Origin of the sequence: Ruegeria aquimaris, from assembly GCF_025751555.1 — a bacterium.
Lineage (GTDB): Bacteria > Pseudomonadota > Alphaproteobacteria > Rhodobacterales > Rhodobacteraceae > Ruegeria_B > Ruegeria_B aquimaris.
On the sequence record NZ_JAOWLB010000034.1, the window covers coordinates 1 to 20,030 of the forward strand.

Sequence of the window (20,030 nt, forward strand, 5' to 3'; positions counted from 1 at the left end):
ATACGGGTTCAGAAACGCGCGCCGGGATCGGTAAGTGGCTGAGCTACCATAACACCGAACGCCCTCACGCGACACACAGTTTGTTGCCCCCCATGAGGCCTAAGCCATCAAGACACAAACAATGAGAATAGCAGCCTAGCTGAACCCCTGATCCATCTCAACCTGGCTGCAAATTGGTCCAAAATCCAGGACCGCCTCTTTGTTGCAGGGCGCATCTTTGGAGTGGTTTGCGCTTCGGAAACCTCCGGGGCGTTTCGCCTGCATGGTTCTGCGCAGATTTCTGAAAAACTTGAAAATCCCTCTGGACACTACTTTCCCCTCAGCTTAGAAGGCCTGCACCCAACGGCCAGAACCGTTCCCGTGCCCGGGTAGCTCAGGGGTAGAGCAGTGGATTGAAAATCCTCGTGTCGGTGGTTCGATTCCGCCCCCGGGCACCATTCGTCCTAAATAGCGACGAAATACCGCCCCTAAAGGCTTGATTTCATTGAATGCAGTGTGATCCCGTTTCCGGCTGGAATCGGCCAGTCCGGACAAATTCTGGACAAAGGGATCCAGCGTCATGTGGGGTCTGCACCTGAAGCAAAAGGGGCGTTGGTGGCACTACTACCGGTCGGTGCCAAGAGAGTTTGCCGACGTCGAAAGAAAGCCACTGATCAGCTTCTCTCTGAAGACCGGCGATTTCAGCGAAGCTAAACGGATGGCGGCCGAGATTTCGGTTCGTTTGGAACAAGACTGGCGCGCCGCCAAGGCGCGCGGCGTGTCGCTCTGCGCTCAGGACGTGGCCGAACGATACCGGGCAGCTGCGGCCTTGCAGCGGTCGCACGGGTTTGAGCCAAAGTCAGCGCTGGATCTGACCGATGCCGAGTTGCTCGACCGGCTGCGGCTCTTGATCATCGGCCAGCATTCAGCGCCGGAACAGAAGGCCCTCCTTGGCCTGACACCCGAGCCGCAGTTCTCGCTGTCGGACGCCTTCGACCGTTTCTGGGACTACATCAAGGACGAATGGATTCGGGTCAGCCACGACCAGCAGCGCGTCAAACGCAATATCTACCTCAAGGCCATTCGCAATTTCGAGGAAGCGATTGGTGCACTCCCCTTCCAGAAAGTCGAGCGGAGCCATGCCGTGCAGTTCCGTGCCTGGTGGGTCGAGCGGGTGAAAGAGAAAGGTCTCAAGCCCTACACCGCCAACCGCGAGATCAATTCATTGCGGCGGATGTTCGGCGTGAACTATGACATCGACGGCCTATCTACGACAAATCCGTTCTCCGGGGTGCGTTTGAAGGAAACGGCCGAGGTCGCGCGGATTCCGCTGGAAACCGAGCAGATCGTGGGCTTGGCCAAACCCGGAGCTTTGCCGGCGCTACACGACGACTTCGTTCGCCTACTGCGTTTGCTGATCAACACGGGCATGCGCCCGGTTGAGACCGTCTGTATCGTCTACGACCGCGATCAAGCGGGCCAAGACGGCGCGGCGAAAGCGGTCGAGTTGATCGAAGCCCAAGGCCTGACGGCAACGGTGTTTGCCTGGGATGCGCCGGTATCACGCGGCCAGCGCGGCGACGTTTTCATTCCAGCGGCGGTCGGGGACCTGGCCGATATGTCCAGCAAGCAAATCCAATGGCTGCGCGAGCGCGGCCTTCTGTGATGGGGGAGTGACGATGACCCAATCCATGACGACGACCATCAAAGGCGTCACAGTATCTGACACGCTGCTGGTGACAGCCTTTGAGGCTTTGTCACCGAGCTTTTCGAAGGCGGATTTCGCGCAAGCGCTAGATCGGGCAGGTCTGGCAGAAGCCTCGGACGGTGATCTCGTGCGCCGGCTGATGCAGTCCCTGAAACGCCAAGGGCTGATGGCCTTCGCCGACAATCTGGGCACCTGGTCTCTGACCCCGCTCGGACTGATGCGCCTGCCGACGCGCACGCTGCCCCTGACGCCGATCGATGCGGGACTGCCCTCGGTGCATACGGTCGGCGCTCTCCAAGCCGTCAATCCTACCGCAGAAACCGCTCGGTTGGTGTTCAGCGCGTTGGCCTGCATGGCGTTGCTCGGGGCTTTGATTGGCCTGAACGCCAGCTTCGCTTGGGAGCTGGGTCGGGAAGCCCGGCAGTTCCAGGTGCTGATCATGGCGGGCTTAATGGCGATCGACATGATGCGCCCGGGGTTCGTGCTGATGGGCTTCTATTTGCTGTCACAAGGGCAGAAACTGCCGGGGACGGTGGCCATAGCCATCGCTCTGACTCTGTCCCCGGTGTCAGTGCTGTCGACCACCTCGATCCTGTCGGCGTCGCTATTGCTGGGATCCGAACTCAACCAAGACGCCCAGGTGATCGAGGAAACACGCCAAGCGCTGCGAGCCGAACATGGGCGCTTGCTGGAACGGGCGGCGCAGGACGAAGCGGCGTGGCGTCAGGAATGCGCCCGTGGTGGGTGTGGCCGTATCGCGCGCGAACTGGAGACGGCCTTCCAACAGACGGTGGCCGAGGCGCAGGCAGTGCTCGACCAGATCGTGGCGCTCAGTGAAGATGTGCAGGGCACGTCAGAACTGCTGTCACGGCTGGTGACAACCTTCGAAGGGCTGGGGCTGTTTGGCTCGGGGCGGCAACTGCTGCTGCCACTCTTCCTGGCCATCAGCCTGGAGTTGGGCGCACTGTTCGGCCCGGCGCTGCTATTGCGGCGCCGGCGCTAATCCAGCCGCGCTCACAGGCGCGGCAGGTGCATGATTTCGGCGATGATCTCCAAGTCGGGCCAGAAGTGGTTTTCGATGTAGCTGTCGCCCAGGCGCCGCACGAGGCGGTCAAACTCGGCGTCGGTGACGCGGTCGGCGTCGAAGCCTGCTTCTGTCAGGCTATCGCGCGACAGCACGGCGATCGGAGTAACGTCGAGCCGATCAGGTTCGTCCTCTGGCGCATCGCAGACTTGGAAGTGGGATTTCGTCTTCGCGAAACTGGCTCTTCCGGCATCGTAGGCGCGTAGCAGGGCCTCGTTCAGGCTCCAGACAGACACCTCGTGGAAATCGAGCTGGTCTCGGTTTTGGGTTTGCAGGGTCTCGATGTCGAGGCACTGGGCGGCAATTTCTGCCAGGACGACGTCGGGCGAAGGTTCGCTGTCACAGCTGAACCAGCGGTGGCAGGTTTCCAGCAGGTGATTGTAGTCACCGGCTTTGGCCTGCGTGAGAAAGCGCTCGATCTCGGTGGGTTGCAGGCCGTGGGTCTGCATCAGGCGTTTGGCCCGACCCAGGATGGCAAAAGCGTTGCCGTCTTCGCCGATCAGCCGCAGGTGCAACTGCGGGTAAAGCGGAGCGGACGGGTTCGGTTGCGATGAATGGAAGGTGTTCATGAAGAAAAAGTGTTAAGAAACGAGATAAAGAAGCGGGCTATCGAAAGTCCCGTGTGGACAACCACCAGCACTGTGGTGCGCCGGTATGACCGGGTTTCCAGACGGCCCAGTAGTATTGCTGTCGGGCGATGCGGGCGGATTTCGAGGTGGGCTTGCCCTCGGGCCAGCAGGTCAGTTCGTCGAGGAAATAGATGGCCGCCGGCGGTGTCTTGATGAACTTCTTGTGCCGGTCTGGGTTCGCCAAGGACCGCAGGTTCAGAAGCATCGCCACGTTACCGCCGGTCTGTCGGGCGTGTATCAAAGCCCGTCGAACGAAAGCGTCACCCAAGCCATGCGTCCCGTAGGGCGGATTGGTGATGATGTGTTTGGCCAGCGGTTTTTCTGACTTCAGGAAATCATAGCCGCCTTCACCATAGCCGCGATCAACAAGATCGGTGGAGGTGACCTGGTAGCCGGCCTTGGTCAGTTCGGTTGCGATGGCGCCATCGCCGCAAGCGGGTTCCCAGATGGGGCCGTCAAAACTCTCGACCGAAAGCAGGGCTCGGGTAGCTTCGGGCGGGGTAGGATAGAATTCCAGCGGCGCGCGCCCGGCCTGTCGCGAGGCGGTGTAGCGGGCGCGGCCCTTCTGAGCCCGGTTGGTGGATGTGGTCATGTCTTGTTTGGGTTAAGAGATAGACAGCGGCCACACGCCACGTCGCCCAGAGGCCGACTGTCAAAACGGGCAAACGCGCAGCGGCAAACCGTTGACTGCGGCCACGACGTGGTAGGTTTGGCCCTGGCTTGTCTCGGCCGACAACGACAGCAAACACGACGCCCGGTGCCAGGAGCGGTTGTGCAAAGCTCGACCGTCGATGGCCCCCGCGATAGGCTGCGAGTGTTCCTCATCTTTTCCCATGACTGAGACGCCCGACCGGCTACCGGAGACCGACGACCAGCTGGATCCCGACACGCTGGCGATCCGCACCTTTAACGACCAATTGCGGACCAGTTTCAGTGGTGGACGCGTGATGATGACCCAAGGCGTGAATGCCCTGGCCGATGCCACCATTGCCAAAGTGCTGCGCGCAGTGCGTGAGTTTGACGATTTCAGCGAGGACAACGATCCTTACGGCACCCATGAATTTGGCATGCTGGAGATCGACGGCGAACGCGTGATGTTCAAGATCGACGCCTATGACCAGAACCTGGAATACGGCTCGCCCAATCCCGCTGATCCCAGTGTTACCACGGGCGTGCTGACCATCCTGCTGGCCTCGGAATACTGAGTCTATTTCTTCATCCCTTTCTTCCATGGGCCTCGACCAATACGCCTACACCCGGTTGCCGCACCAAAGCTTGTCTGAGGTGCAACCCAAGTTCGTCTGGCGCAAACACGCCAAGCTGCAGGAGTTCATGGAACGCCTATACGAAGCCCGTACAGGCGAACCGGCGGGCACGCTGAATTGCGGCGAGCTGGAACTGCAAGCCGAAGACATCGCCACTTTGCAGGCCATGGTCGAACGGAGCGAGCTGCCAGAAAGCCCCGCAGGCTTTTTCTACGGTCACCAGTATCAAGACGAATCCGCGACCGAATACCGCGAACGGGACCTGGAGTTTTGCCAGTGGGCGCGAGCTGTCCTGCAGACCCGGCAGAAGGTGTTCTATTCTTGCTGGTGGTAGATCGGTTTTCTTTTCTCACCCGCGTCCCATGACGGCCTTTTACAACGAAATCGATCCCTACGCGGCAGCTTGGCTCCGCCAGTTGATTGCTGCCGGGCACATTGCCCCCGGCGTGGTTGATACCCGCGATATCCGTGATCTCACCCCTGATGACCTCAAACCGTTCACCCAACTCCATTTCTTCGCCGGTATCGGCGGCTGGTCCTGTGCCTTGCGGCTCGCCGGATGGCCTGACGACCGACCGGTCTGGACCGGGTCCTGCCCGTGCCAGCCGTTCTCGGCCTCGGGCAAAGGCCAGGCCTTCGACGACGAGCGCCACCTGTGGCCGGTCTGGTTCAAGCTCATCGCCGCCTGCCGACCGGCAACGGTGTTTGGAGAACAGGTTGCATCAAAGGCTGCGCTCGACTGGTACGATCTGGTATCGAATGACCTGGAAGACGCGGGTTACGCCCTCGGGGCGGCCGATCTGTGCGCTGCGGGCCTCGGTGCGCCGCATATCCGGCAACGCCTCTGTTTTGGAGCCGAACCGCGCGACCTGGCGCACACCGGTCGCGCGAGCGGCCCTGAGCGGGTGTCGAACGCTGGAGCAACTCCAGAAACGCATGGCGGCGAGGCGTCAGATCGATCTACAGGATCAGGTGCTCTTGGCCGGATGGGCGACCCCACGGGCCGGCGACGCGGACAAACGCGGTCTTCTCGGCCCGAACCCGCGCAGCGGATTGCCACTGCAAGCCCAGATGACTGGCTGGCCCACACCGACCGCCCGCGACCACAAGGACGGGAAGGAGAGCCCGGTGCCGACCAACGGCTTGCTCGGGCGCAAGGTCTGGCTGACGCAGACCCCTGGCAAGACCTCGACTGGCTCTGGTGCCGGGAAGAGCGCTGGCGACCGTCTCAACCCGGCCTTTGCCCGCTGGCTGATGGGGTACCCGGCCGCGTGGGACGCCTGCGCGCCTACGGCAACGCCATCGTCCCGCAGGTTGCGGCCACGTTCATCGAAGCCTTCGAAGCCAGCCGCCACGACCAATAATTCAACTTCTTAATCCCATTCTGCATGTCCACCCGTGCCACCATCACGGTCGCTGACGACCGTGAAAGTTTCGATCTCTATCAACACCATGACGGCTATCCCGACGGCCCACACGGGCTGGTGCGCCATCTGGCGTTGGCCCGCCAATACGCGTGGGATCTGCCTCGCTTTGAGGCGGCGGACTTTTCAGCCGCTATCATCGCCGTTCTGAAAGACCGAGGTGGCTCAACCTATCTGACAAAAGACGCCGACGCCCATGGGGATCGGTCATTCCACTATAGAATAGAACCCTTGCGCGAAAACTACGTCACGCGGGTGATGCTGACCATCAGTCGCCCGAGTTGGGATCGTACTGAACCCGACGTCGAAGTGTTTCACGGTGACATCCAGGAGGCGGTGACCAAGTTCGATGCCGTCGGTGAAACCGCCAAGCAACCGCGCGAATACCAGTTGTTAATGACGGCCGAAGGGACGCTCTGGCGCGCGCACGAGGAAATCAGCGCCATGTGTGGCGAACGGCCCGACCCTGACACCGAAAAAGTCTACCAAGACATCGAAGACGCCAGCCGGGACCTATCGACCTTGCGGCTGCACCTGGAGCGCACGGCTCCTTGGTCGGCGCTCACCAAGGCCGATGCACTGTTTGGCAAACTGCGCGCCGAACACGGGAGCCAGCACATGGGCATTGCCACAACCGAGGTGCGGCTGGCGGTGGAAGCGCATCGGCGGTTTCAGCGCTGATGGCTATTGAACTTCGTAGCCAGTAATTTCTGATGTTAGGTCATCAAGAACTTGATCTAGTGTCCGGCCTAAGAACTCACTGAGGAGCCAACCGTAGCGATTATTGAAATGCCGTGATAGTTTGTCGGGATCGTATCGAGAAAGCTCGCTAAGCCTGTGTAATGCGGCAAAGGCTATTACAGTTGGGGCCTTGTTTATCACACCGTCCGTTGCTTCTGGATCGCCGCTGCGCTTTAGATACCAGCAATCAGGCGAGTCATAAATTTGAAAAATTTCTTTTCTTAGCTTTCTGTGGTATTTCTGAAGGTTTTGAATTTTTTTCGTCTCACTGGCTCCACTCCATTTAAATCTTTTCTTCTTGCGCACAGAGAGCTCTCCGATTTCGGAGTGCGGATCGACCTCAAAGCCTTTGGGTAGCTTTTTCTTTGTCCGGCCTACATTCCAGCCACGAGTTAAACTACCTCTGAAGTAAGTCTCGCCGGTTCCACCCACTCTGAAAAAACCGCAATCATAGAGGGGGATAAAGAGTTCCCGATTTTTCCTGCTTGGGATCGTCATGCAATACGCTCTATGAATATGAGGCAGGTTATACAGCAGATCAGAGAGATTATGTTCGTCCGTTCCTGCGACTGGCTCTTCAAAGAATTTACTAAGACTGGGAAGCACACCGCTAAACTTAAATTTCACAATTTCGTTGGAAAGTGCTGTTTTTTGACCGATGGAATAACCGGAGACACCATGTTGAACGCTTGCCATGTCCTGCCCCTTGCAAACCAAGAGGGCCTTACACATGTTGAGCATGCAATAATACGAAGTCAGGGGCTTTGCTAATTCATCGACGGCCTCGTTTGCTTTGTAAAAGTTCTCAGCCTGCTTCCAATAAACTAGAGCTTTCCTGCATTCGGCATCTCCTTGCCGTAGCCACATCTCAACAAATTGAAAACGTCCAGAGACATGCGCTGCCTTCGCCTTGAAGTCGGGGGAGGAAAAAGACTTATGTGGTGATATGGGCTTGCTTGATGCGGTGATGCGGCTTATCGGCATGTTATTCGCGAGTATATATCGTTTGATGTATTGTAGTTGATCGGAGTTGGTTTTGCTAGTTGCTCTTGCTCCAAAGGGGCTAAGAAGTGAGCTATTTGTCCGACCTTTTGAGCGGAAGCTTAAATGGGACGGTTCTCCGCCTATAAAAGGAGAACCGCGTCCGGGTGATCGTCGTCGCATGGACCTGATCGCACCCACAGAGTTTGCCTTTATGGAGGCCATGTTGGCCGAACTACTACAGCATTGCAATGACATGGAGGAAGGTCAGCTTCTGCAACTTCATGCCAGGCTGCAGGCGATCTACGCTGCGCAATCTAAATTGCATGCTTCGCGCAACCGTCTCATGGCGCTGCAATCGCAAACTCGGCGATGATCTCACGCAGTTCGATCAGATCCTTGCCGTAGCCATATTTGGGCCGCTGGAACTTGTGACCCATCAGCTGCGCTTGCGCTCGGTCAACGACGTCGCGCTTGGTCAGCTGGTCCTGGAACCAGTGCCGCAGGCTGTAGAGGCTCTGGCGCTTGTCGGTGACGATACCGCTGTCGCGCATGGCGCGATTGATGATGCTGGTGGCGTACATGTTCTTGCCCAGCCGTTTGCCCCAACCGCCACTGGCCACCAATTCCTCGGCGGCATCCAAGGAAACGCCCAGCAGCGGTAACAGACGCTCGGAATGGTCGGTTTTCAAACCTCGCACGGTGTTCTTGCGCACGTGGACATGCGGGACTTCGTGATCGAGGACGACGTCATCGAGTTCCAGGCCGATGGCTTCAGCCCCGAAAGTCTCGGCCATGGCGCGCAGCTTGCGCGCCTGCGTGACCGACAAGCTGGCCCCAAACGTACCGACCACGTTCCGCAGTCCGGCTTCATACGCCTTGGCCACGTCAAACGGACCTTCGGCCAGGATAATGGCTTTGGTAGCCGAGATTTGCGCTGCCGCTTCTGGATCGAGCCAGACCTGTTCTTGGGCATACAGCTCTGCGGATTTGTGGAAGCCTTGGTAGAACAGGTACTTGGGTTCAAGACCGTCGACTGATCGGCCGAGATGCGACAGGATGACGGACTCTCGCACACCTTCGCTGTGCTTAGTCACCCGCGCGTCCCGCACCTGGAAAACGATCCGCCCCTTCAGCGGCGAGCGGCCTTGCGGCAGATAACCAATCCCTAGGCGGTAGCAGGTTTCCTCAGACACGCCGCGTTCGGCCAGCAGGTCGTGGAACTGGCAGAGCTTGAGCAAGTCCTGTCGGATCGGGTCATTCTCAGGCGGTTCCGCCTCGGTGACAGCTGTCACCGCCTTGGTGACACCCCTGCGCACCGTGTCGCGCTGACGGGTGACGGGCGCGGACAGATCAACGGAAGCATGCGCCCAGCCGCGTTCGAGGATGGCGCGGCCTGCTTCGTAGCAGTTGCCACCCTCCAGCCGTTGCACCAGTTCGATCGGACCGCCGCCTTCCCCGATTGAGAAGTCGTACCAGACGCCGCCCGCCGCCATGTGGAAGCTCGGCGTCTTCTCATCATGAAACGGCGACCACGCCCACCAGTCGCCCGGCTTGCTCTTCTGTTCGGCCTTGCGCAGCCCGAGACCCGTAAACAGGGCTTGCCAATCGACCGAGGCCCGAATTTCATCCAGGTTCTCAGGGCTGAGCCGCACGTTATCGGAGGTTCGCTTGTTCATGGGGAAGGCTTGGCACAAAACCCCATCCGTCATTCAGGGACGGAGTTCCGCCGAAGTCATCCCTCAGCGTACATGGGCGGCGACCTTGTCCAAGTCTTTCTCTGTCTTGTGCAGGTTGAGCGGAGACGGCTGAGCCGCAGATCGTAGCGGGCACAGCCCGAAGGGCGCATCGATCTGGCAGAGCCGTTTGGTCTCCTCACAGCGGAGCGCGATGCCTATTTGGCAGAGCCACAGCGGTGGGCGATATCGCCCACGCAAGTTTGCATGTCTGCACAAACAGCCCGGTCGCAGAGCGCACCAAGGCCGATTTGCAGCACACATGCAACTTGCCAAGGGAGGGCCCTTGGAACCCCGGCGCGCTCTGAAGAACTGGCAGCGCCAAGGGACGCCTTGGCAAAGTCATGCTGGCGAATTCTAAGATTTTCAGTACGATAGCCTTAATCAACCAAATCACGCATGACGAATGGCGAAGGCCAGGCACCGGCGTCGACAACAGGCAGAGGGCATCAAGCATTGCTTCTAGACAACAAGAGCCATGGTCGGGTTGTTGACGAGCTGCGTAGTTCGCTCAGCGACGGATCCAAAGTGGCCGTTCTAACCGGTTTGTTTTCTGTCTTTGGCTACGCCGAACTTCGGACGGAGCTGCGGAAAATTAACAAGCTACGTCTGTTGCTTGGCAATGCCGAAGCGATCAGGCCGGACCATCTTGCCGGGACCCTCGATGAAACCGGTCTACGCAATCAACTGGATCTCCAACGTGTCGCCCGTGAGTGCGCCGATTGGGTCAAGCAAAAGACTGAGGTGCAACAATTGCATAGCAGCAGCATCTCACAAAACATCTTCCACATCGAGCGCGAGCACGGCGCACCAACGGCAGTTTCTGGAAGTTCAGACTTCACCGCAGCAGGGCTTGGATCCGTGCCGTCTCGCGCCTTTGCGATGAATACAGTGACTCATGATCCAGCGGCCACGAAACAGCTCCTCAGCTGGTTTGAAACCATCTGGACTGACCCAACGGCAGTTCGTGGCGCAAAAGACCAACTGCTGGAAGCAATCGAATTCCTGGCTCGCGACAAGCCCGCCAGCCAGATCTACTTTGCCACGTTGTTCAACATCTTCCGGGACTACCTCGAAGACATCGACGAAGAGAGCATTATCCGCTCGAAGACCGGCTTCAAGGACACCATCGTTTGGAACAAGCTTTACAAGTTCCAAAGGGATGGAGTCATTGGGGCGATCGATAAGTTGGAGCGCTACGGCGGCTGTATCATTGCCGATAGCGTGGGTTTAGGGAAAACCTTCGAAGCCTTGGCCGTGATCAAGTACTACGAGTTGCGTAACGACCGTGTGCTGGTGCTGGCGCCCAAAAAGCTGCGCGAGAACTGGACCGTTTACACGGTCAACGACAAGCGCAATCTACTTGCCAAGGATCGTTTCAACTACGACGTGCTGAATCACACCGACCTGAGCCGGACTTCCGGCCGATCGGGTGAGATCAATCTCGAAACCCTCAATTGGGGGAACTACGATCTGATCGTGATCGATGAGTCCCACAATTTTCGGAATAACAACCCGCGTGTAGACAGCGTCACCCGTTACCAACGCTTGATGGAAGACGTGATCAAAAGCGGTGTGAAGACAAAAGTCTTGATGCTCTCGGCGACTCCCGTCAACAACCGCCTTAACGACCTCAAGAACCAGGTGGCATTCATCACTGAGGGCCAAGACAAGGCGTTTGACGCGGCCGGAATTCCCAGCATCGAAGTCACCCTTCGTCGAGCGCAGACCCAGTTTAACGAGTGGCTTAAGCTTCCAGAGGAGGCGAGGACAACTGAACGCCTGCTTGAGAGTCTGAACTTCGGTTATTTCAAGCTACTCGATCTACTCACGATTGCTCGCTCCCGGCGGCATATTGAGAAGTACTACGACGTAACAGAAATCGGCAAATTCCCTGAGCGACTGAAGCCAAAGAATATCAAGTCAGACATCGACAAGAATGGTGAATTCCCGGCCTTGAAAGACATCAACCGGTCGATCAAGAAGCTCAGTCTCGCCGCCTATGCGCCGCTGGACTATGTGTTGAGCGACAAACAGGAAGAATACAGCCGCAAGTACGACCAACAGGTAGCCGGCGGAAAATCGACGCTCAAACAGGTTGATCGAGAGCGTAGCCTGATCCACCTGATGCGGGTGAACATGCTAAAACGCATGGAAAGCTCCATCCATTCGTTTGCTCTGACCGTGGAGAAAGTTCACGGGCAGGTGGCAGGTTTTCTTCAAAAAATCGAGGCGCATGAGGCTTCGGAAGTCGAAGAGCTTTCCATCGAAGATGTTCAAGTTGACGCAACCGAACTTGATGACCTGATGATCGGACGCAAAGTTAAGGTGCTGATCCAGGACCTGGACTTGTTCCGCAATATCGCCCCTTTCACCAATGAAGAGCGGGATTACGGCGAGATCGCGATCTTGTCGGTCGACCTGTCCAGTCCGACGCGTGTGCGGCGGCTGGCCAGCTTCATGCAGCAGGCCATCCCCTATCCCCTGTTGCTGGTGTTCCAGCATGACGGCAAGGTCGCACTCAGCGTGGCCGAGAAACGGATCAATCAGGCCGACGCCTCAAAGATCGTGGTGGAAGAACGCTGGCTCAGCCCTTGGTTCGATCCCGCCGCGCCCACCGACATCGAGTCCGCGTTTCTGGACGCCGTGACGCTGTCTAAACTGCCCGCCACCAACTTCTATGCGCTGTATCAGGCACTGCAGGCGCAGGTGGTGGCGCTGCTGACAGCCGAACGCACCGGGCGTTTCCAGGCGGCCTCAGCGATGGTTGCGCCGTTGCACCGCGACGCGCTACGCAAGATCGAAGGACTGGAGCGCGAGATCGCGGAGCTGCGCAATGCGCTGAAGCGGGAAAGCCAGATGTCCCGAAAAATCTCTTTGAATTCCGAGATCAAATCCCGGAAGGATGCTATAGTTCAACTTGAAGCCGAAATGACTGGCACAACCAATAACTGATAGACCGAGCATGCAAAACGTTACCCAACAGGATGGCCAAAGCGCCGACATCGTCTCCGAAAACATTGAAAAGCTGAAAGAGCTGTATCCTGATGCGTTCACCGAGGGCGGTGTAAACTTTGATGTCTTGCGGCAACTTCTGGGAGACGCTTCCGTTTTGGATGAAGGCGAAGAGAAGTATGGATTGAACTGGCATGGAAAGAAGAAAGCTCGGCAGATAGCTCTTACCCCGAGCACTGGTACGCTCTTGCCCTGCGAAAGTGAAAGCCAGGACTGGGAGGCAACGCAAAATCTTTTTATTGAAGGCGATAATCTCGAAGTTCTGAAGCTCCTGCAAAAGAGTTACGCTGGTGAAGTCAAGCTCATATACATTGATCCGCCGTACAACACAGGAAAGGAGTTCGTCTACCCTGACCGCTTCCAGGATAACCTCGACACTTACTTGAAATACACTGGTCAGGTTGACAGCGAAGGTATGAAATTCGCCAGCAACACCGAAGCAGGAGGTCGGAAACATACAAATTGGTTGAACATGATGTTGCCCCGCCTTCGACTGGCTAAAAACCTCTTGAAGAAAGATGGAGCCATCTTTGTTTCTTGTGACGAAAACGAACAAACTCGGTTGCGCGCAATTCTCGATGAAGTTTTTGGAAACGAGAATTTTGTCGCCGACTTGGTTTGGGCTGGAGGTCGAAAGAACGACTCGAAGCTGGTGTCGGTATCCCATGAGTACATCGTCTGCTATGCGCGAGACATGAACTTTCTTCGAGAAAACAAGGTTCTGTGGCGCCAGAGAAAGAAAGGTCTGGACGAAATCTATGCGCAATATGAAAAACTAAAAAGTGCACACGGAACCGATTACGACGAAATGACAAGAGGGTTGAGGGCTTGGTATCGAGCTCTCCCAGACAGCCATCCGTCAAAGGCGCACAAACACTACAAATGCATTGATAGAAGAGGGGTTTACTTCCCGGCGGATATTTCATGGCCTGGCGGAGGAGGTCCCAAGTACGAAGTGTTGCACCCAAAAACTGGCAAGCCGGTGAAAATCCCCCAACGCGGCTGGATGACAGCCAATGAGGGAAATATGAAAGACTGGATTGAAGATGAAAGGGTTCATTTCGGGCCAGACGAGAGCACTGTGCCTTGTATTAAGGCCTACCTAAAAGACCAGGAGTTTCAGGCGCCTTATAGCGTTTTCTATCAGGACGGACGTGCCGCTACCAAGCGTTTGCGAGAACTAATGGGGGCGGATGTTTTTGATTTTCCGAAGGATGAAATAATTCTGCAAGAACTAATTGAAATGCTCACAGGGGAAGATGATTTAGTGCTGGATTTCTTTGCCGGATCCGGGACAACAGCCCATTCGGTATTCTTGCAGAATCAGAAGGACAAAGCTAAACGGCGCTTTATTCTGGTGCAACTTCCGGAAAAAGTTGACCCCGAAAAAAAAGAGCAAAAAGCAGCAGCTGAACTGTGTGCCGAGCTGGGCATTCCAATGAATATCGCGGCTTTGGCGCAAGAGCGTGTCCGGAGGGCGGCCCAGAAAATTCAAGCAGAAGATCCGTCATTTGACGCCGACACAGGTTTTCGACTGTTTAGGCTTTCGAACTCAAACATTGCCCCATGGATTCCTGATCGCACGGACCTTGAGGCAACACTTTTGAACCATAAAGAGCACTTGATCGATGGGCGGTCAGCCAAGGATGTTCTTTTTGAACTCTTGCTCAAACGTGGGATCGAACTGACAGTTCCTATCGAAGAACGGCAGGCAGCGGGCAAAACGATCTATAGCATTGGTTACGGCGTCCTGTTCGCCTGCCTCGATACCTCAATTGCCGACGCCGACGTCGATGACGTGGCGCAAGGTATCCTCGACTGGCACAAGGAGCTGGCCCCGGAAACCGACACGCATGTCTTCTTCCGCGACAGCGCGTTGCGCCACCAGGAGGGCGCTAAGATCAAGTGCGGCGAAAAGCACTTTGCCGCTATTTCCATCGCCCCCAATCCAGCGAAGTACGTGAAGACGACTTCGGTCGATGGGCTTTTGAAACACACTTAACTGACGAAAAAAAATGCAAGACATCAAAGGCTACGACCGATCCGTGCAAGAGCTGCTGTCCAGTGGCAGCTATGGCATTGACTACTACCAGCGCGAATACAAGTGGGCGCGCAAGCAGTTGCAGGAACTGGTCGACGATCTGACCGGGCGGTTTCTGGAAAGCTATAAAGCCGGTGACACTTCCAAGGACGTGGCCGGCTACGGCCACTATTTCCTCGGCTCAATCGTGGTCAGCCAGGCCGACGAAGTGCGCTATCTGGTCGATGGCCAGCAACGGATGACCTCGCTCACCTTGCTGATGATTTATCTGAACAACCTGCAACAAGGGCGGGAAAAAGCCGTTGCCATCCAGAATCTGATTTTCGCCGACGATTTCGGCGAGAAGAAGTTCAAGCTCAACGTGCCCGAGCGCAACGACTGCATGGAGGCGCTGTTCGCCGGCAAGACCTACAATGCCGATGACGCTTCGGAGTCGGTCACCAATCTGCTCGACCGCTACCAGGACTTGGGCGAACTGTTCCCGGAAGAACTGCAAGGCGAGGCGCTGCCGCTGTTCATCTATTGGCTGACCCGCAAGGTGAAGCTGATCGAGATCATCGCCTATGCCGACGAGGACGCCTACACGATTTTCGAAACCATGAACGACCGCGGGTTGTCACTCACCCCTACCGACATGCTCAAGGGCTACCTGCTGGCTAATATCGACGAGCCGGCCAAGCGCCTGGAAGCCGACAAACTGATCAAGAAATACCTGGCCGTCTTTGCCGGCTATGGCGAAGGGACTGAGTCCGATTTCTTCAAGGCCTGGCTGCGCTCGCAATACGCCAAGAAGATCCGTGAACGGAAAAAAGATGCCAAGCCCGAAGATTTTGACCTAATCGGGACGGAGTATCACCGCTGGGTACGCAACCACGCCGCCGAAATCGGGTTGAGTACCGGTACGGACTTCCATCAATTCGTGATGCGCGATTTCCGCTTTTTCGCGGGCTTCTATGTTCGGCTGCTGGATGCGTCGCGCCAGCGCACGGCTAGCTTGGAAAGCGTAAAGTACAACGCCGATGCCGGCTTTACCCTGCAGCACCACATCGCCCTGGCCGCCATATCGCCTGACGATGCGCCTGACACCGCCACGGCAAAGGCCGGCGCGGTGGCGGATTTCCTGGATTGCTGGCTGAATCTACGGCTGTGGAACTACAAATCCAACAGCTATTCTTCGATGCAATACTCAGTCTTCACCCTAATCCGCGATGTGCGCGGCAAAGGCTTGGAAGAGGTTCGCGCTGTTCTGCACCAGCGTTTGCTGACCGAGCAGCAAGAGCTGACCTTCGACAAGCCGGTCGGCCTGAACCAGTTTACCGGCAAGGCCATCCACCGGCAGCTGGCGCGTTTTACCGATTGGCTGGAACAGCAGGCCGGCGAACCCGGGCGCTATGAGGACTACATCGTGCGGTCCGGCAAGAACGCCTATGAAATCGAGCATCTGTGGGCTAACCACTACGATCGGTTTGCCGAGGTCTTCCCGCAGCAAAATGATTTCGACAACCATCGAAACCTGATTGGTGGCCTAGTGTTGTTGCCGAAGAAGATCAACGCCAGTCTAAACGACGCCACCTACGCGGAAAAGATCAAGCACTACCTGAAAGCCAACCCGCTTGCGCAGACCCTGAACGCCGACTTCTACGAAAAGAACCCGGGCTTTCTGCAAACGCTGGCGCGCACCGGGTTGGAATTTGTGCCACACTCGGATTTCGGTAAGGACGACCTGACCAAACGCAGCGAGTTGTACTGCGCGCTGGCCGATCATATTTGGTCGCCAGACCGGCTGTCTCCAGGGGACACCGCCGGCTGAGCATCAACGGAAGCCCGTCCCTGCCGTTTCCGGAATGTCTGCACAAAGTTTGCCGCTATCAGATTGCAGCGGTAAACTTACGGTATTCCATGACAACCAAACCCACCGGGATCGGTCAGACCCTGAGCCAAAGCTTGCGCTTGTCGTCCGACGCGATGCACGAACGTGAAAAAGCTGAGGAAGCTGAACGCGCCGCCTACCGCCGACAGTACTGGCAAGGCTACGTGAAAAAGGTCAAACGGATCTTCGGCACGGTCACTCCTGAAGATTTCGAGGCGGTGCAACTTCGTGCTGAAGACGCCGGTCGATCTATCTGGGGTCAGGTTTGGGCAGAGTCACAGGCCTACCTGGCCGGCCAAACCCTTGCCACCGGTGAGATAGCTGACCGACAACGCGAATTGGTCGCTGAACTCCGCCGGATGGGGCGCGGAAAGTCGTCGACCTTTGTCTTGCCCAATCTGTTGTCCCCTCCTTCCAGCCTCCCGAGCTTCGTCGTGTCTGACACGTCAGGTGAACTCTATCAGGCCAGTTCGGGGTATCTCGCCAGCCGTGGCTACCTGATCCGGGTACTGAACCTGATGGACCCGGCGCATTCGGAAACTTACAACCCGTTGGCCAATGCCACTGCACCGCAGCATCTGGCCGAACTGGCCAAAACACTGGTGCGATCGGCCAGCGGTCGGAGCGCCGGCCAGGTGGCGCACGATCCCTTCTGGGATCAATCGGCGGAGAAAATGATCCGTCTACTGGCTCAGTGTCTGCTGAACCAACCCGACCCGAGCTACCGCAATCTCGCCAATCTGCGGCACCTGGTTTTGGGTTTCGATGCGCATGTCGCCCCCCAAGGCCAACTAGGGCAGATCGACCGCTTTGTGCTGAACGCAACGCAAAACGACCAGAGCACGTTCGCCGCCTATCGGGCTTTCGTGCAGGGCAACCTCAAGACGATCCAATCGGTACTGATGACCGCCGACGTTGCCCTTGATGCGATCGCCACGCCCGAGATGGCCGCGTTGACCGCGACCAACACGCTGAATTTCGGCGAACTGCGCCATCGCCCCACAGCCCTCTACGTGATGGTCAATCAGACGCAGATGGAGCTCTATGCCTTTCTGCTGAACCTGTTCTACGCCGACTTGTTCAAGGCGCTGTTGAAGAATCCGACAAACCCTGGACGGCCCGTGTGGCTGTTCCTGGACGAGTTTGGCCACTTGCAGATCCCCGGGTTTGAGGTCTTCGCCACCACCGCCCGCAAGTACAAGGTCAGCTATTCGCTTTTCCTTCAGTCGCTCGCGCAGTTGGAAGGGCGCTATGGTGCCCAGAATGCGCGCACCATCGTGGAGGGCCTTGGCACGGAGATCTACTTGCCGGGCACTTCGCTAGAAACCGCCCGGAATCTGGAAGCGCGACTGGGGCGCAGCGACAAGGCGCCGTTGATGGCCGCTAATGACATCATCCGCATGGATGAAGATCAGGCCCTCATGTTGTACTCGAACCGGCTGCCCGTCCTCCTGAAAACCAAGCGCTACTACCAGCGCGCTGACTTGCGACGGCGCGCGCGCAAATCCACCGCGCCATTGCCGTACCAAGCGACCCGCGCGCCGGTAATGATCCCTTTTTAGTTGGAGGCAGGCCATGGAGTTTTCCAACAAAGTCGCACGCAGCCAAGGATTTAACGATGGTTGGCACAATGCCTTCTGGACCAGCACCGAAGAGGAAATCAAAGACGCATGCGGCTACGAACAACGGTCCGACAGGGATGCGTACTGGGACGGCTACATCCTCGGCTTCGAGCGCGGCCAGGCGCGCCGGAAACAAATTGAGCAGAATCTTCAGAAAGACCGGAGCGACACAGCAGACGAAAGGGACACACGATGAGCAACCAAGACGTCTATGACGCCGGTTTCACCGAAGGCTATGCCCGGGGCATTGAAGGTAGACCGCGCGCCATGCGCATGCCGATGGAACTCATCCTTCTAGCGCCCGAGAATGTCCCGGTATTCTACTCCGCCTACGAGCAGGGGTATGCCAAGGGTAAGGCCGATTTTCGAACTCTGATGGAGTGGCGCGCACAGGCTGCAGCGGCCGAGAGGGCCGAACGTGAGCAAGAAGATCCGGAGCGGTCCAATGCCCGGTGACTGGAAAGGGCATGACGACGGTCGACACGACGCCGAATTCGATGTGGCGCACCATGTGTCGCGCAGACCCCGCCCGCGTTTCCTCCCCTCCCTGCTGTCTGACAGTTACCGCATCGCCTACATGACAACCTATCGACAGAGCTATGATCGGGCGTTGCGACGCCAGGAACGCGACATCTCGCAAGAACTGGCCGCTCGATCCAAACTCATCTCGGGCGACCAGGTGCCCCGTGACCGGGTTTTCGAACGCGGATGGAGGGATGGCTTCAACGGCAAAGACACTGTGCCGAAAGGCTATGCACATGAGGAGGTTGAAGCCTATGAGCGAGGTCACCGGTTAGGCGCGCAACACCGCGATTTTGAGCTTGCGAACCAGTTGCGGCAACGGAGTCGACACCAGCATTCCCGCTGAACCGCAAGTCGGTTTGTCACGGATTTGCTTGCTGGAACGTCTTTCTGACATAACATCACCAGACATGAGCAAACGTCCTGCACGGCTGTCGAAGGTTACCCCTGAAGAACTAGCCGAACTGCAGGAAAAAGCCGATGAACTGGCTGAATTGCAGGTATTGCTGAACAAACTGCCGCTAGGACTGCAGGTCGAAACTCTCTCGGACGACGAGATTGAACGGCTACGCCAGATTGCCCGAACTCCAGAAGCGTCGCTTTGTGGCAATAATCTATTGCTTTGGAACAACCTCAACCGTCAGCACTCGGGCCTAAAACTAAAGAACTGACCCGCCTGCATGCCAACTCCCCAACCGGCTTCGGCACCACGGTTCGGGATCGCTTTGCTTAGGGTGTCAACAGATAAACAGTTTCAAGAAGGCGAAAGCATCGAAACCCAACGGCGAAAAGTGGAATTCGTCGCCCGGCGTGAACGCATCGACATCGTGCGGTTCTTCATTGAACACTACTCGGGAAGGAAATCCGATCGCCGTATCCTCGACGAGTTGTTCGACTTCCTCGCCGACAACCGCGACATCGACGCCGTGATCGTCGGCGATATCGATCGATTCACTCGCGGAGGCACGGAAATTTACCTCGCCCTCAAACGTCGGCTGCGCGAACTGAACGTCCGGCTAGTCGACACCACCGGGATCATCCAGCCTGAGCGCAACCGGCTGGAACACTTGGGCGTTGAATACCAGTGGGCCATAGAATCCCCCAGCCACTACGCCGAGATTTTCATGGCCGAAAAAGCCCGGGCCGAAGCTTCAGACATCCTGACCCGTACCATAGGTCAGCAAATCCAACTGACCCGCGACGGGTACCAGTGCCGCTCGGCAAATTTCGGCTACCGCAACCTCAAGATCACCACCGACGATGGCAAGAAGAAAACCATCATGGTGCCGCACGAGGTCGAAGGTCCTTGGATCGTCCGCATGTTTGAATTGAAGGCTGAGCCAGCGGTACGAACATCTCCTGGCCCCGACGCTCGCGCTCGCGGATGTAATCCTTGATGATCGTGTAGCCGCC

At 57.3% G+C, this 20,030-nt stretch carries 19 protein-coding genes, 1 tRNA gene and 1 pseudogene; 17 read left to right on the forward strand and 4 right to left on the reverse strand.

Features of this window, described 5'->3' with window-relative positions:
• Window positions 1-362: 362 nt before the first annotated feature.
• From OE747_RS23405 to OE747_RS23415, 3 genes are all read left to right on the forward strand, one after another.
• Window positions 363-437: transfer RNA gene (locus OE747_RS23405), tRNA-Phe, on the forward strand.
• A gap of 122 nt (window positions 438-559) precedes the next feature.
• A complete protein-coding gene (locus OE747_RS23410) occupies window positions 560-1,645 on the forward strand; it encodes a DUF6538 domain-containing protein (RefSeq protein WP_318527336.1) in 1,086 nt (361 codons plus the stop codon).
• Window positions 1,646-1,658: 13 nt separating this feature from the next.
• Window positions 1,659-2,690, forward strand: a complete 1,032-nt coding sequence (locus tag OE747_RS23415; RefSeq protein WP_263830871.1) for a hypothetical protein — start codon at window positions 1,659-1,661, stop codon at window positions 2,688-2,690.
• An 11-nt stretch (window positions 2,691-2,701) separates the two neighbouring features.
• On the opposite strand, the gene OE747_RS23420 is transcribed toward OE747_RS23415, so the two are convergent.
• Window positions 2,702-3,340: a DUF6900 domain-containing protein gene (locus OE747_RS23420; RefSeq protein ID WP_263830872.1), complete on the reverse strand. Its 639-nt coding sequence runs from the start codon at window positions 3,338-3,340 to the stop codon at window positions 2,702-2,704.
• 37 nt (window positions 3,341-3,377) lie between these two features.
• The gene (locus tag OE747_RS23425) at window positions 3,378-3,992 is read right to left on the reverse strand and encodes a TRM11 family methyltransferase (protein ID WP_263830873.1); all 615 of its coding nucleotides are present in this window, start codon (window positions 3,990-3,992) and stop codon (window positions 3,378-3,380) included.
• A gap of 241 nt (window positions 3,993-4,233) precedes the next feature.
• On the opposite strand from OE747_RS23425, the gene OE747_RS23430 reads away from it, so the two are divergent.
• The 4 genes from OE747_RS23430 to OE747_RS23445 are packed head-to-tail and all read left to right on the forward strand — an operon-like array spanning window position 4,234 to window position 6,770.
• On the forward strand, window positions 4,234-4,605 hold the full coding sequence (locus OE747_RS23430; RefSeq protein WP_263830874.1) for a DUF3768 domain-containing protein: 372 nt from the start codon (window positions 4,234-4,236) through the stop codon (window positions 4,603-4,605).
• Window positions 4,606-4,630: 25 nt separating this feature from the next.
• On the forward strand, window positions 4,631-4,999 hold the full coding sequence (locus tag OE747_RS23435) for a hypothetical protein (RefSeq protein ID WP_263830875.1): 369 nt from the start codon (window positions 4,631-4,633) through the stop codon (window positions 4,997-4,999).
• A gap of 28 nt (window positions 5,000-5,027) precedes the next feature.
• Window positions 5,028-6,029 (forward strand): DNA cytosine methyltransferase, encoded by a 1,002-nt coding sequence (locus OE747_RS23440; protein WP_263830876.1) that lies wholly within the window; start codon window positions 5,028-5,030, stop codon window positions 6,027-6,029.
• Between the two features lie 24 nt (window positions 6,030-6,053).
• Complete coding sequence (locus OE747_RS23445; RefSeq protein ID WP_263830877.1) at window positions 6,054-6,770, forward strand: hypothetical protein; 717 nt, start codon at window positions 6,054-6,056, stop codon at window positions 6,768-6,770.
• Window positions 6,771-6,773: 3 nt separating this feature from the next.
• Here the strand turns inward: OE747_RS23445 and OE747_RS23450 are convergent, their stop codons facing one another.
• A complete protein-coding gene (locus OE747_RS23450) occupies window positions 6,774-7,814 on the reverse strand; it encodes a YaaC family protein (protein ID WP_263830878.1) in 1,041 nt (346 codons plus the stop codon).
• A 178-nt stretch (window positions 7,815-7,992) separates the two neighbouring features.
• Here OE747_RS23450 and OE747_RS23455 point away from each other — a divergent pair, with 178 nt between their 5' ends.
• Window positions 7,993-8,187 (forward strand): hypothetical protein, encoded by a 195-nt coding sequence (locus OE747_RS23455; protein ID WP_263830879.1) that lies wholly within the window; start codon window positions 7,993-7,995, stop codon window positions 8,185-8,187.
• Here OE747_RS23455 and OE747_RS23460 read toward each other — a convergent pair.
• Window positions 8,156-9,490, reverse strand: a complete 1,335-nt coding sequence (locus OE747_RS23460; protein ID WP_263830880.1) for a CHC2 zinc finger domain-containing protein — start codon at window positions 9,488-9,490, stop codon at window positions 8,156-8,158. The two genes, OE747_RS23455 and OE747_RS23460, sit on opposite strands and share 32 nt — an antisense overlap.
• Window positions 9,491-9,946: 456 nt before the next feature.
• On the opposite strand from OE747_RS23460, the gene OE747_RS23465 reads away from it, so the two are divergent.
• From OE747_RS23465 to OE747_RS23505, 9 genes and pseudogenes are all read left to right on the forward strand, one after another.
• On the forward strand, window positions 9,947-12,502 hold the full coding sequence (locus OE747_RS23465) for a DUF4391 domain-containing protein (protein WP_263830881.1): 2,556 nt from the start codon (window positions 9,947-9,949) through the stop codon (window positions 12,500-12,502).
• A gap of 10 nt (window positions 12,503-12,512) precedes the next feature.
• A complete protein-coding gene (locus OE747_RS23470) occupies window positions 12,513-14,564 on the forward strand; it encodes a site-specific DNA-methyltransferase (RefSeq protein WP_263830882.1) in 2,052 nt (683 codons plus the stop codon).
• Between the two features lie 13 nt (window positions 14,565-14,577).
• Window positions 14,578-16,413 (forward strand): DUF262 domain-containing protein, encoded by a 1,836-nt coding sequence (locus OE747_RS23475; RefSeq protein ID WP_263830883.1) that lies wholly within the window; start codon window positions 14,578-14,580, stop codon window positions 16,411-16,413.
• An 89-nt stretch (window positions 16,414-16,502) separates the two neighbouring features.
• On the forward strand, window positions 16,503-18,035 hold the full coding sequence (locus OE747_RS23480; RefSeq protein ID WP_263830884.1) for a type IV secretory system conjugative DNA transfer family protein: 1,533 nt from the start codon (window positions 16,503-16,505) through the stop codon (window positions 18,033-18,035).
• Window positions 18,036-18,048: 13 nt separating this feature from the next.
• On the forward strand, window positions 18,049-18,291 hold the full coding sequence (locus OE747_RS23485; protein WP_263830885.1) for a hypothetical protein: 243 nt from the start codon (window positions 18,049-18,051) through the stop codon (window positions 18,289-18,291).
• Complete coding sequence (locus tag OE747_RS23490; protein ID WP_263830886.1) at window positions 18,288-18,551, forward strand: hypothetical protein; 264 nt, start codon at window positions 18,288-18,290, stop codon at window positions 18,549-18,551. Before OE747_RS23485 ends, OE747_RS23490 begins: the two co-directional genes overlap by 4 nt.
• Window positions 18,514-18,963 carry a hypothetical protein gene (locus tag OE747_RS23495; protein ID WP_263830887.1) on the forward strand — a complete coding sequence of 150 codons (450 nt, stop codon included), beginning with the start codon at window positions 18,514-18,516 and terminating at the stop codon, window positions 18,961-18,963. Before OE747_RS23490 ends, OE747_RS23495 begins: the two co-directional genes overlap by 38 nt.
• 64 nt (window positions 18,964-19,027) lie before the next feature.
• Window positions 19,028-19,288 carry a hypothetical protein gene (locus OE747_RS23500; RefSeq protein ID WP_263830888.1) on the forward strand — a complete coding sequence of 87 codons (261 nt, stop codon included), beginning with the start codon at window positions 19,028-19,030 and terminating at the stop codon, window positions 19,286-19,288.
• A gap of 9 nt (window positions 19,289-19,297) precedes the next feature.
• A pseudogene (locus OE747_RS23505) lies at window positions 19,298-19,639 on the forward strand (recombinase family protein); the annotation flags it as partial.
• Window positions 19,640-20,030 lie beyond the last annotated feature (391 nt).